Origin of the sequence: Methylobacterium sp. WL19 (genome assembly GCF_008040005.1) — a bacterium.
Classification (GTDB): domain Bacteria; phylum Pseudomonadota; class Alphaproteobacteria; order Rhizobiales; family Beijerinckiaceae; genus Methylobacterium; species Methylobacterium bullatum.
In genome coordinates this window covers 1-13120 of sequence record NZ_VRVC01000055.1, presented here as the reverse complement: position 1 = coordinate 13120, position 13120 = coordinate 1, and the positions used below count along the sequence as shown (strand labels likewise).

Annotated in this window: 11 protein-coding genes; 7 read left to right on the top strand and 4 right to left on the bottom strand. The window is 65.8% G+C overall.

Translation table 11 applies throughout. The features are described from left to right. The first annotated feature begins 99 nt into the window (after positions 1-99). Entirely contained in the window at positions 100-1338 is a 1239-nt protein-coding gene (locus FV220_RS12625) for an argininosuccinate synthase (RefSeq protein ID WP_056147994.1), read from the top strand. 11 nt (positions 1339-1349) lie between these two features. After that, complete coding sequence (locus tag FV220_RS12620) at positions 1350-2312, top strand: hypothetical protein (RefSeq protein ID WP_056147991.1); 963 nt, start codon at positions 1350-1352, stop codon at positions 2310-2312. Here FV220_RS12620 and FV220_RS12615 read toward each other — a convergent pair. Both FV220_RS12615 and mtgA read right to left on the bottom strand, forming a co-directional pair. Continuing rightward, positions 2270-2845, bottom strand: coding sequence for a hypothetical protein (locus tag FV220_RS12615; RefSeq protein ID WP_056147988.1), 576 nt, complete (start codon positions 2843-2845; stop codon positions 2270-2272). The two genes, FV220_RS12620 and FV220_RS12615, sit on opposite strands and share 43 nt — an antisense overlap. Before the next feature lie 129 nt (positions 2846-2974). Beyond that, the gene (mtgA, locus tag FV220_RS12610) at positions 2975-3661 is read right to left on the bottom strand and encodes a monofunctional biosynthetic peptidoglycan transglycosylase (RefSeq protein WP_339161556.1); all 687 of its coding nucleotides are present in this window, start codon (positions 3659-3661) and stop codon (positions 2975-2977) included. A 124-nt stretch (positions 3662-3785) separates the two neighbouring features. On the opposite strand from mtgA, the gene FV220_RS12605 reads away from it, so the two are divergent. From FV220_RS12605 to leuB, 4 genes are all read left to right on the top strand, one after another. Next, positions 3786-4745: a polyprenyl synthetase family protein gene (locus FV220_RS12605; protein ID WP_147831760.1), complete on the top strand. Its 960-nt coding sequence runs from the start codon at positions 3786-3788 to the stop codon at positions 4743-4745. 397 nt (positions 4746-5142) lie between these two features. Continuing rightward, positions 5143-6627: a SulP family inorganic anion transporter gene (locus FV220_RS12600; RefSeq protein ID WP_147831758.1), complete on the top strand. Its 1485-nt coding sequence runs from the start codon at positions 5143-5145 to the stop codon at positions 6625-6627. Positions 6628-6920: 293 nt separating this feature from the next. Continuing rightward, positions 6921-8606 (top strand): HAMP domain-containing methyl-accepting chemotaxis protein, encoded by a 1686-nt coding sequence (locus FV220_RS12595; protein WP_246689449.1) that lies wholly within the window; start codon positions 6921-6923, stop codon positions 8604-8606. A 421-nt stretch (positions 8607-9027) separates the two neighbouring features. Continuing rightward, on the top strand, positions 9028-10137 hold the full coding sequence (gene leuB, locus FV220_RS12590) for a 3-isopropylmalate dehydrogenase (protein ID WP_147831756.1): 1110 nt from the start codon (positions 9028-9030) through the stop codon (positions 10135-10137). Between the two features lie 89 nt (positions 10138-10226). Here the strand turns inward: leuB and FV220_RS12585 are convergent, their stop codons facing one another. Further along, entirely contained in the window at positions 10227-10631 is a 405-nt protein-coding gene (locus tag FV220_RS12585) for a hypothetical protein (RefSeq protein ID WP_018044928.1), read from the bottom strand. Positions 10632-10732: 101 nt separating this feature from the next. Next, a complete protein-coding gene (locus FV220_RS12580; RefSeq protein ID WP_147831754.1) occupies positions 10733-11626 on the bottom strand; it encodes a hypothetical protein in 894 nt (297 codons plus the stop codon). A 470-nt stretch (positions 11627-12096) separates the two neighbouring features. Between FV220_RS12580 and FV220_RS12575 the strand changes: the two genes are divergently transcribed. After that, on the top strand, positions 12097-13120 hold a 1024-nt coding region (locus FV220_RS12575; RefSeq protein WP_147831752.1), incomplete at its 3' end, for an aspartate-semialdehyde dehydrogenase.

Here is a 13120-nt window from a genome sequence, read left to right as displayed (position 1 = left end):
GGCCGATACCTCTGCAACGTCTCCTGCGGCATGCCGGTTGCACGACGCGGCTCTCGGCTGATAAGTCGCCCCCACGTCACGAGAACCGAAGCGAGCCCCATGTCAGACGCGAATCCGAAGCCCGTCAACAAGGTCGTGCTCGCCTATTCCGGTGGCCTCGACACCTCGATCATCCTGAAATGGCTGCAGACCACCTATGGCTGCGAGGTCATTACGTTCACGGCCGATCTGGGCCAGGGCGAGGAACTCGAGCCCGCGCGAAAGAAGGCCGAACTGCTCGGCATCAAGCCGGAAAACATCTTCATCGAGGACCTGCGCGAGGAGTTCGTGCGCGACTACGTCTTCCCGATGTTCCGTGCCAACGCGGTCTACGAGGGCGTCTATCTCCTCGGCACCTCCATCGCCCGCCCGCTCATCGCCAAGAAGCAGATCGAGATCGCCGAACGTCTCGGCGCCGACGCGGTCTGTCACGGCGCCACCGGCAAGGGCAACGATCAGGTCCGGTTCGAGCTCGGCTATTATGCCTTGAAGCCCGATGTGACCGTCATCGCCCCGTGGCGCGAATGGGACCTCAAGAGCCGTGAGCAGCTGATCGCTTTCGCCGAGCAGCACCAGATCCCGATCTCCAAGGACAAGCGCGGCGAGAGCCCGTTCTCAGTGGACGCGAACCTTCTCCACGCCTCCTCCGAGGGTAAGGTCCTGGAAGATCCGGCCGATGAGGTGCCGGATTACGTCTACTCGCGGACCCTCTCGCCGGAAGAGGCCCCCGACACCCCGACCATCGTCACGATCGGCTTCGAGAAGGGCGACGCGGTTTCCATCGACGGCGAGGCACTGTCACCTGCCACGCTTTTGGCCAAGCTCAACCAGCTCGGCCACGACAACGGTATCGGCCGCCTCGATCTCGTGGAGAACCGCTTCGTCGGCATGAAGAGCCGGGGCATGTACGAAACGCCGGGCGGCACGATCCTGCTGCCGGCCCACCGCGCCATCGAATCGATCACGCTGGACCGGGGCGCGGCGCACCTCAAGGATCAGATCATGCCGCAATATGCGGAGCTGATCTATAACGGCTTCTGGTTCTCGCCCGAGCGCGAGATGCTCCAGGCCCTCATCGACAAGAGCCAGGAAATGGTCACCGGCGAGGTCCGGCTGAAGCTCTACAAGGGCGGCATCCACGTCATCGGCCGCACCAGCCCGAACTCTCTCTACGATCAGGACCTCGTCACTTTCGAGGAGGGCGCCGTGGCCTACGATCACCGCGACGCGGCGGGCTTCATCAAGCTCAACGCCCTGCGCCTGCGCACCCTGGCGCAGCGGAAGAAACGACAGGCTTGAGAACCTCAACCTTGACGGACGGAGCGGTTCGGCCCGCACGGTTCGCTCGGATCATCGGCGCCTTCCTCGTTCTGACGATCGTCGCGAACGCCGCTCTCGGCGTCGCGTCGTCCGCTTTCGTAGACCTCCGTTCGACGGCGTTCCTGTGCCTCTGGCTGCACGCCTTCGTCTCCATCTACGACGGCGTCTCCGGTCGCCTGCGAACTCTGACCTGGCTCCTTCTGTGCGGTGTCTGGGTCGCGAGCGAAGCGGCCCTTTTCCTCGATACCTTCATTCCATGGGGGCAGATCGCCTTTTGGGTCATCGCCTCGCTGGCGACCCTGCCCGTCGTAGGTTCGGTGATCGCCAATCTTCTGACGGAAGCGCACGCGGCGACCGCCTCGACCTCGCGGGGCGGCGGAACTATCGGTCCGACCCCGCTTCTCCTGGCCGTGGCCGTGGCCGCCGATTTTTTCGTTCTCCATCTCGCGTCGCGGCAATGGACCCGAAGCGCAACCCTGAAAGCTGCGGTCTTCGCTGCCGCCGCATTGCTCGCGGGCGGTGCAGTGGGTAATCTCACGGGTCTTGCGCCTCCCGAACGTGTGCCCTCGAGCGACACCTTCGCGATCCTTCCTCCGTGGTACGCGCTGCCCTACTACGCGATCCTTCGCGCCGTGCCGGATAAGACCGGCGGCCTACTCTTGATGGCCTGCATCCTCGCCGCTCCCGCGGCCTGGCCATGGGTCGGCGCGTCGCGGGCGCGCAACGGACGGCTGCGCTTACTCTATGGTGCCGCCTGCGCAACCTTCGCGATGGCGTGGATCGGGCTGTGCATCCTGGGCGCGGGGGCTGCGGCCGAGTCGACCCTGGTCCATTCGCGGATTGCCGCAGCCTATGTGCTCGCCTTCTTCGTTGTGATCGTGCCCTTGATCGTACGGTTTTCGGACGACGGTCACACAGCCGCCCAGACGGTTGCCCCATCTGGTCGCCGGTAAAGGCCGGGGGCGAGATCGCCGTACCGCAGGAAGATCTGCAAGACCGGCTGCATCTCGTGATGCACGGAGGGAAGTTCTGTTCCCACCCCATAGGGCTCTGCCGTGTCGAAGGCGGGGACGTCGCGGGCCTCGTCCCAGAGCAGGTTGAGCTTCGGAATCAGAGCCAGATGTTCGGCCGTGACGTCGAAGGTGACGTGCTCGGGCGTCTCGCCCGTCGCCTCGTCGCGGAACACGTCGCCGACATCCTCCGAAGACAACTTGGCCAGGGTGTTGTGATAGGCGTAGCGCCCCGGCTTCAGCACGGCATTGTGGAGGAACACCGCGAGCGCCTTGCCCAATGCCCGGTGCTCCTCATCTGCTCCGTCATCGTCCCCGGTGACGTTGAAGATGTCCCCGTCGCGGTCGGTGCTGCCATAGGGTGCGTCGGGATGCACGATGGGGGCTCCTTGCCCGGCCGGGTTCCAGGCCACCACCATCCGGCGGATCAGGGCGATCCGCTCGAGGGTGAGGTCGAAGGTTGTGCTGTCGGCCATGTCGCGTCCGCTACCGATGTGGTGTTCGTCTTGCCTCGTATCCGCCCCATCACGGGCCGGCCCCGGCCGCCTGCCGGGCAATGGAGGGCTCTATGGCACGAGTCGCGGTGAGCCTCCACGTGTTGGGACTCAGCGAAGGCAGCCCATCAATCCGCCGACGCCGTTCATTCTTGCCTGGATGCGGGCGGCGACTGCGCGCACGCCCCGCGACGGCAGGGCCGGGTTGCGCTGGATCGGATTCGGCAGAACGGCGGCGAGGAGGCTCGCCTCGCTGCGACTGAGGTTCCGCGCGCCTTTTCCGAACCAGCGCTGCGAAGCGGCTTCGGCGCCGTAGACGCCCTCCCCCCATTCGGCGATGTTGAGATAGACCTCCATCATCCGCCGCTTGCCCCACAGGGCGTCGGCCATGACCGCGAGGGGAATTTCGAGGCCTTTCCGGATGAAGGAACGGCCCGGCCAGAGAAACACGTTCTTCACGGCCTGCATGGAGATGGTCGAAGCCCCGCGGCTCGGCCCCTCGTCATCATCCACCACGTCGCGCAGGGCGCCCCAGTCGACGCCGTTGTGAAGGCAGAAGCGCTGGTCCTCGGACGCGATGACGGCCTGGACGAGAAACGGCGAGATCGCATCGAGGGGGACGGCCTCCCGGCTGACGGGCTTACCGCTCACCCATCGCGCCAGCATCAGGGTTGAGGGCGGCGTCAGCGCACTATAGACGAGCCCCAGAACAAGAATCAGGGCCAGCAACATGACGGGGAGCAGCATGACGAGGCCGACGAACCGCCTCACCCAATGCTTCCTTCGTCCTTGGCGGATGGAATCGAGATCGCGCGCATGGCGTGATCGCGAATCGCTGTCTTCCGCCGCGCCGTCGCGCCGTTCCTGAATCCGTACCTCCCGCACAACGACGCGCCCATTCTTGACCAAGGCCCTTCTTACGATGACCTCACCAAAAGCATCCCACGCTTCGGTCAAGGCGGACGCTTCCCAGGCGTTTTCCCACAAGCTTTCGAGCGTGGCCGACGCCGTCGAGGCGTTTCTGGCCGAACGACTCGGTCCCGAGACGCAGGCGGGCGAGATCACGCGGCCCGTTCGCCTGATGGAGGCCATGCGCCACGCCGTTCTCGGCGGCGGCAAGCGTCTGCGCCCGTTCCTGGCGGTGGAGACCGCCCGGATGCTGGGCGGCTCCGAGGCCGGGGCGCTGGCCGCCGGTTCGGCCATCGAGCTCGTCCATTGCTACTCCCTCGTCCACGACGACATGCCGGCCATGGACGACGACGACATGCGGCGCGGCAAGCCCACCGTCCATAAGGCCTATGACGAAGCCACCGCCATCCTCGTCGGCGATGCCCTCCAGACCCTCGCCTTCGAAATCCTGGCCGATTCCGCATGGCAGCCGGACCCGTCGATCCGCGCGGACCTCGTACTGGGCCTCGCCAAGGCCTCGGGCCTCGGCGGCATGGTCGGTGGGCAGATCCTCGATCTGGGCGCGGAAGGACGCTTCGGCGCCGTCTCCCTGGACGTCGAGGACACGCTCCAACTCCAGGCGATGAAGACCGGCGCCATTCTCGCCTTTTCGGTGGATGCGGGAGCCCTCGTGGGCGGAGCGACACCCTACCAGCGCGCCGCTCTGTGGCGCTACGGGCTCGCCCTCGGCCAGGCCTTCCAGATCGCCGACGACATCCTCGACCGCGAGGCCTCGCCGGAAGCCATGGGCAAGGCCACCGGCAAGGACAAGGATGCCGGCAAGGCGACCCTCGTCGACCGGCTCGGCATCGACGGAGCCCGCGCCGAATGCGACCGCCTCGTCGGCATCTGCGAGGAGGCTGTCTCCGGCTGGGGCGACAAGGCCCAGACTCTGCGGGAAGCGGCGCGGTTCACGGTGGCGCGTAAGGTCTAAAAATAATTTCGCCACGCCCGCGGGCCTCGAAACTCCGGGTCGCGGGATCTCCTTGGTGTGAGGGGTTGGGCCGGCTCCAAGACATCCCTCGTCATTCGGGGTCTGCGTAGCCGCGCTCGGAATGACGGCGTGATACCCTGGGCGTCGTGCGGGACCGGCAGCGGCGCGAATGTAAGCCGTGCCCTGACCCGCCGCGATGTTGCATCGCGGCGGGTCCATGCTATCAGGCGTCCATGCATCTCAAGCGGTTCATCGATTTTCTTGGCCTGACTCCGCCGTAGGCGGAGGCTGAGCAGATCGTGTTCCGTCCATGCCCGGTGAGCGCTGAAGCGCCCGGGCCTCCAGATGCCTGTCCTTGCCGACGCTTCGCGCACGGGGACCCTCGAAAGCTTTATCCATGAACCGTCAGCACCTCCGGAGCGAGTGGGCTCCCGACGTCACGCGTGAACTCCTGGCCGGAACGGTGGTCGCCCTCGCGCTGATCCCCGAGGCCATCGCCTTCTCGATCATCGCGGGCGTGGACCCCAAGGTCGGTCTCTACGCATCGTTCTGCATCGCGGTGATCTCGGCTTTCGCCGGCGGACGCCCGGCCATGATCTCGGCGGCCACCGGCGCCATGTCCCTGGTCATGGTGACCCTCGTGAAGGAACACGGGCTCGGCTACCTGTTCGCCGCGACCATCCTCACCGGCCTCCTGCAGCTCGCGGCGAGCCTGATGCGCCTCGGCAATCTGATGCGATTCGTCTCGCGCTCGGTGGTCACCGGCTTCGTCAACGCCCTGGCGATCCTGATCTTCCTCGCGCAGATGCCGGAGCTCATCGGGCGAGGGCCGGTCGTCTACGCGATGACCGCCATCGGCCTCGCGATGATCTACGGCCTGCCCTACCTGACGAAGGCGGTCCCCTCCCCGCTGATCACGATCCTCGTCCTCACCGGAATCTCGGTCTGGTTCGGGTTCGACATCCGGACCGTGGGCGATATGGGCGCCCTGCCGAGCGAATTGCCCGTCTTCGCCCTGCCCCAGGTCCCGTTCACCCTGGAAACCCTGCGGATCATCCTGCCCTATGCGCTCACCCTGGCAATGGTCGGCCTGCTGGAGAGCATGATGACGGCGGCCATCCTCGACGAGATGACCGACACGACCTCCGACAAGAATCGCGAATGCGCCGGCCAGGGCCTCGCCAACGTCACCACCGGCCTGTTCGGCGGCATGGCCGGCTGCGCCATGATCGGGCAATCGGTCATCAACGTCTCGTCCGGTGGGCGGGGCCGCCTCTCGACGCTGTGGGCCGGCGCGTTCCTGTTGTTCCTCATCGTCGTGCTCGGTCCCTACGTGGCACGAATTCCCATGGCGGCCCTGGTGGCAGTGATGATCATGGTGTCGATCAATACCTTCCAGTGGAACTCCGTCCGCACGCTGCTGACCCATCCGAAGAGTTCGAGCGCTGTCATGCTGGGCACGGTGGCCGTCGTCGTCACCACCCACGACCTCGCCAAGGGCGTCCTGTTCGGCGTCATCCTCTCGGGCCTGTTCTTCGCCCACAAGGTGACCCGGTTCTTCCGCGTGTCTTCGGTGCGGGACGAGGGGAGCCGGGTGCGGACCTACCGGGTGAGCGGGCAGATCTTTTTCGCCACGGCCGAGGCCTTTCACTCCGCCTTCGATTTCCGCGAGGACGACCTGGATTCCGTCATCATCGATCTCGCTGCATCGCATTTCTGGGACATCACCAGCATCAACGCATTGGACCGAGTGGTGCTGAAATTTCGCCATCACGGCGTTCCGGTCGAGATCTCCGGAATGAACGAAGCGACGGCAATGCTCGTGGACCAGGTCGGCACGCATCAGAAGCCGGGTGCCGCGCTCGCCGGCTCGGGACATTGAGCGTCACGATCCGGTCGAACCGGAGAACCACCGACTGATTTGCAGGACCGCACTGAGCCGTCCCCGGTGCCGCAGCCCCGGGAACGCGGCCGGGAGCCTCAGCTCCGACATGCCGTGAACGCCTCGGTCCGGTATGGGGCAGGTCCGTTCGACTCCCCGATGTTCCGTCCATGTCCCACCTGTGGTGGACAATCGCTGTAACGCCGCGCCGCTTCACGCTCTATATTAAAAAAACAGAAATTTAATTATCGGATGATAAGTACGAAGTCGGGCACATCGGAAGAGCATCGGCCATGTTGGCGAACTTCAAAATAATTAATAAGCTTATGCTTGTGATTTCATTGATGGCGACAATCATCGGAGGTTGCATCTGGTACGCAACATCACAGATGACGGCCATCGACGATTCTTATACTGTCTATCTCGACAAAAATGCAAAGGGAGCGACTGCGGGCGCCCGGCTCAATCGTACCGTTTTTCAGATGAGCTATATTGCATTTCGCATCCTCGCGGAGCCCAACCTTGGCGACAGAAAGCGTGTCAGCGCCACCTTTGAGGGGCTTCCCTCCAATGCGGCACAGTTGATCGAAAACATTCGGGAAACGGCACCAACGTTCAAAGCTCAGACCGACATAGTAGCGGCGCTCCTCGGTGAGTTCATCCGGAGCATCGAGGAAATGCGCGGACTCGCCGACAAGGACATGGGCGAGGCGGCGCTGGCTGTGGCCCATACGAAAGTCGATCCGGTGCAGCAGAAGCTGTTCACCGCGTGTCGGCAGTTGGTGGAGGACATCGACGCGATGATCCAGAAGGGCTCCAACGATCTGACCGTTCAGACCACGACGACCCGCCGTTTCACCATGATCCTGTCCAGCGCGGGCGTGGCCACGGGCGTGCTCGCCGCGCTCTTCGTCGTCATCTTCGGCATCACACGACCGCTCCGCAGACTGACCGATGTGCTGCAGCGCATGGCCCGGGGAGAGGTCGACGCCGAAATCGCCGAAACCCGCCGCCGCGACGAGATCGGCATGATCGGCAAGGCCGTGGAAGGCATCAAGGCCATGGTCGCGCAGAAGGCGGCCGAGCAGGCCGAGATCCGACGCGTCGCGGACGAGGCCGCGGCGACCGAGCGCCGCCGGACGATGGTCGAACTCGCCGATACCTTCGAAGGCGCGGTGGGCGGCATCATCGGCATGCTGTCATCGTCGTCCACGGAGCTTCAGACCACCGCCCAGACCATGACCGCCACCGCCGCGGAGACCGCGAGCCAGTCCACCACCGTGGCAGCCGCCGCGGAGGAAGCAGCGACGAATGTCGGAACGGTGGCGGCCGCCGCCGAAGAACTGGGCGTTTCCGTCCAGGAGATCGGCCGTCAAGTCACCGGTTCGGCCACGCTGGCCCAGAGAGCGGTTGCCGAAGCGGACCAGACCGCCGCCTTCGTTCATACCCTGTCACAAGCGGCGACCCATGTCGGCCAGGTCGTCGGTTTGATCGCCAACATCGCCGGGCAGACCAACTTGCTGGCCCTCAACGCGACCATCGAGGCGGCCCGTGCGGGCGAGGCGGGACGCGGCTTCGCGGTGGTCGCCACCGAGGTCAAGGAACTGGCGAGCCAGACAGCGCGAGCCACCGAGGAGATTTCCAGTCAGATCGCGCAGATTCAAGAGGCGACAGGTCAAGCGGTAGCGGCGATCGCCGGCATCACGAACCGTATCCGCGAGATCGATGTCGTGGCCACCGCCATTGCCGCCGCTGTGGAGGAACAGGGAGCGGCGACGCAGGAGATCGTGCGCAACGTCTCCCAGGCGGCGACGGGCACCGGCGAGGTGACCCGCAACATCGCCGGTGTGGCCGGCGCGGCGGAGGATACGGGTGCGGCGGCGACCCAGGTGCTGTCCTCGGCCTCCGAACTATCTCGCCAATCCGAGCATCTCAACGCCGAAGTGGCACGCTTCCTCACCACCGTGAGAGCAGCCTGATCCACCCGAACGGGTGAGAGGCCGCATCGATGTCTTTCGGCCGCCCACCCGGTCGGGGAGGCAAGCAGGTGCCGGGGCGGTGATCGTCGTCCCGGCTGGCCCACCGGCTTCGGTTGGATCTCGCGATCCCGTCGCCCGTCGTCTGGCGCGAACAGCCGATTCTGGCCGCGACCGAGCAAATCGCAGTGTCGTGCGAGCCGTGCCCATTCTGATGATCCCGGCAGCCCACAGCTCCATCCCCTCGAGAGATGGAGCCCCAAAAGACCTGAAGCGATTGCCTCGTCGGGCGTGAGACCGAGCAAGGTGCTCAGGCCGCGGACGACCTCGCGGGCATTGCCGGTCCCTACCGCGAACACTTGCCAAGCGCCCGAGCCCCTCGCTACAGCCGCCCGACGCATCACCCCTGGCCGCGAGTGCTCCCATGACCGCCTACAAGCTCCTCCTCCTCCCTGGCGACGGCATCGGCCCGGAAGTCATGGCCCAGGTGACGACTGTGATCGGGGCGCTGGCGGAGACCGGCCTCGCAAGTTTCGAGACCGAGACCGACCTCGTCGGCGGGTCGTCCATCGACGCCCACGGCGTTCCGCTCACAGATGCGGCCCTGGCACGGGCGGACGCGGCCGATGCGATCCTGCTCGGGGCAGTGGGCGGCCCGAAATGGTCCGGTGTCGCCTACGACATCCGCCCCGAGGCGGGGCTCCTGCGTCTGCGCAAGGATCTCGGCCTGTTCGCCAACCTGCGCCCGGCGATCTGCTACCCCGCACTCGCCGACGCCTCGGCCCTCAAGCGCGAGCTGGTGGAGGGCCTCGACATCATGATCGTGCGCGAGCTCACGGGCGGCGTCTATTTCGGCGAGCCGAAGGAGATCACCACCCTGCCCGACGGCACCAAGCGCGCCGTGGATACCCAGGTCTACACCACGGGCGAGATCGAGCGGATCGCCCATGTGGCCTTCGATCTGGCGCGCAAGCGCTCGGGACGCGTGGCCTCGGCCGAGAAGCACAACGTGATGAAGTCCGGCGTCCTGTGGAAGGAGGTCGTCACCAAGGTCCATGCCGAGCATTACAGCGATGTCGAGCTGGAGCACGTCCTCGCCGACAATTGCGCCATGCAGCTGGTGCGCCGACCCAAGCAATTCGACGTCCTCGTCACCGACAACCTGTTCGGCGACGTGCTGTCGGACGTGGCGGCGATGCTCACGGGCTCCCTCGGCATGCTACCCTCGGCCTCCCTCGGCGCGGTGGATGAGAAAGGCAGCCGCAAGGCGCTCTACGAGCCCGTTCACGGCTCGGCCCCGGACATCGCCGGCCAGGATCTCGCCAACCCATTGGCCATGATCGGCTCGCTCGCCATGGCGCTCCGCTACTCGTTCGGCCTCGGGGAGGCGGCGGACCTTCTCGACGGCGCAATCACCGATGCCCTCGCGGCGGGTGCCCGCACCAAAGACATCGCCGGAGAGGGTGCCACGCCGCTGGGGACCGCTGGGATGGGAGAGGCAGTCGTGGCGGCTCTCAAGTCGCGGGTGCGCTGAAGCGCGAACCGCGGTCTCGTCTGGACTTGAAAAAGGCGCCGACCCAACCGGGTCGGCGCCTCTTTCGGTCCATCGTCCGAAAGCTGCCCTTAGTAGGGGCTGCCGTTGCGCGAGACGTAGGATGTCGGGTCGATCGCATCGACGCCGGAGAAGTCGATGTTGTGGATCGCGCTCGACCGGGCGCCGACGAACGGGCCGTTGGTGATCGGATCGGGCAGGATCGCACCGCCGAAGCGATCGTTGCGGCCGTAGGGCGGCGAGTTCAGGTAGCTCGCCGTGATGAAGTGCGGGTTGGTCGCCGGGTTGCTGATCGAACCGTTATTCGCCTCGACGACGTTTCCGGCATCGAGCCAGCTGCGCGGACGGATGCGGATCGGCAGCGGCTGGCTGACGCGGATACCGGGGGCGTAGCGACCCTGCGCCTCGGCGGCGGTGTTCGCGGCGACGGCGGTGAGGGTGAGCGCGCCCATCAGGGCAATCGTGGCAGTGCGCATGACGGACCTTCGTTGAACCTGTGTGAGGGTAGACCTGATTTCCTTAAGAAACTCGGCCATTCATGGTGAGTAGACGTGCCAGCGGCGCCGTTGTTCCCGGCTTAAGGCCGCGCTTGTTCGGTACGCCGCAGTTTCGCCTCATTATGTCGAATTCGGCGCTTCGAGATCGAACCGGTTTCCCCGGCGGCCTCTCGATTGGGTGCGGCAGCGACCGGCGGTGCGCACCCGTCCACCCGCCTCGCCTCGAACACGCGATACGCCGCTTCGAGGTCCGGGAAAGCTTGGCCATTCAGAACGATCTTGTCCAGGGCGCAGACGATTGCGCGCGGCTCGGGAGGCTGGCTCAAGGGCGCACAGAGCCAACCGTCGATGCGCGGAGCGACCGGCACGGGCCCGTTTTGCCCCGCATTGGAGAAGCCGGTGCAGACCCGCGTCACCGGACCGCTCAACGTGGCTTCCAGGGTCTCGAACGGACCGAACTTAGTCGCGATCGAACCGCGCTCGCCGGTTCGCACCACGGCGAGGCCCTGCCCCTCGGCGGCACGCCGGGCGATGGTGACGAACAGGCTGACGGGAGGATTAGGGCCCTCGCCGATGGTCAGTCTGAGATAGGGCGCCTCGCTGGCGTCGAAGCGGCCCTGTGAGAGGCTGTCCTCGCGGAGCCCCGTCGCCGGGTTGATGCGCGCGGGCTCGATCTTCGCCGGGTCGAGGGCATCGGGGTCATCGAGCCGGTATCGCGGCGCCGACGCGGCCATGGGAAGGGCCTGACGCACGTTCGAGGCGGTGGACGCACCATATGCCGGTGGGTTCGCGTCCACCGCCCCGGCCAGGCCCGCTTTCGGATCGCGGGGCGTCGGCTCACCGCCGACGAATCGTCCGACGGCGGCAAAGCAGATCAGGACCGTAAGACAGGGCACGGCGAACCGCACCAGCGGGCGGCGGGCGCGCCTGGCCGGCAATTCCTGGATCTCGTCCTGAACAGCGATGCGATGCATGTAACCCTGAAACCGGCGGCATTTCTCGCGGCTCGCGCCGCTCGGGAGGCGACCATGCCGTCGAGGGTGCGCAGATCGGGTTTCCCGCCGGGTGTCCGGTTCGAGGTTTCGGAATTCGCGGTGAATCAATCCTTGCCGAAGGCTCGGCGCGCCTGCCGTCGTGATCCGTTTGTGACGGCGCGAAAGTCTCGCGTGCAGCGCAACCCTTGACAGCCACGAAGACGAAGCGTCTTGCTCCGCCGCTTACGGGATATCCGGTTTCCTTGACGGGCCGGACGAGACGGGGCGTGCCGGCATGTCTGCGGTACGGCGCGTTTTCGCAGCCGGTCGGTCCGGTCGAGACCGGGAACCTCTGCGAGCCCCACTGGCAACGGTACACGGATACGTGCCCGGAAATCCTGTCGGCGGAGCCGAGGCGAAGAGCCAGGCCACGGCGGCGAGCCAGGGCATCACGAAGCGGAGTTGGAGAGATGGGTTACAAGGTCGCCGTCGTCGGTGCCACGGGCAATGTCGGACGCGAGATGCTGGACATTCTGTCGGAGCGGGCATTCCCCGCCGACGAGGTCGTGGCTATCGCCTCGCGCCGCAGCGCCGGGCAGGAAGTCTCCTTCGGTGACAAGATCCTGAAGGTGAAGGCGCTCGACACCTACGATTTCTCCGACACCGACATCTGCCTGATGTCCGCCGGCGGCGAGACGTCGAAGGAATGGTCGCCGCGTATCGGCCAGACCGGTTGCGTCGTCATCGATAACTCGTCGGCCTTCCGCTACCATCCCGACGTGCCGCTGATCGTGCCGGAAGTGAATCCGGAGGCGATCACCGGCTTCTCGAAGATGAACATCATCGCCAACCCGAACTGCTCCACGGCGCAGCTCGTCGTCGCGCTGAAGCCCCTGCACGACGTGGCCAAGATCACCCGCGTGGTGGTGGCGACCTATCAGTCGGTCTCCGGCGCCGGCAAGGAAGCCATGGACGAGCTGTTCCAGCAGACCCGTTCGGTCTTCACCGCCGGTCAGATGACCATGGAGAAGTTCCCCAAGCGCATCGCCTTCAACGTCATCCCGCAGATCGACGTGTTCCTCGACGACGGCTCCACCAAGGAAGAGTGGAAGATGGTCGCCGAGACCAAGAAGATGCTGGATCCCAAGATCAAGCTGACGGCGACCTGCGTGCGCGTGCCGGTGTTCATCGGCCATGCCGAAGCGGTGAACGTCGAGTTCGAGCACCCGATCTCGCCCGAGGAGGCCACCGCCCTCCTCCGTTCGGCACCGGGCATCCTGGTCGTCGATAAGCGCGAGCCCGGCGGCTACATGACCCCGCACGAGGCGGCCGGCGAGGATGCGACCTATGTCTCGCGCATCCGTGCGGATTCCACGGTCGATAACGGCCTCTCGTTCTGGTGCGTCGCCGACAACCTGCGTAAGGGCGCGGCCCTGAACACGGTGCAGATCGCCGAGATGCTGATCAACCGGAAGCTGCTTAAGGAGCGGGCTG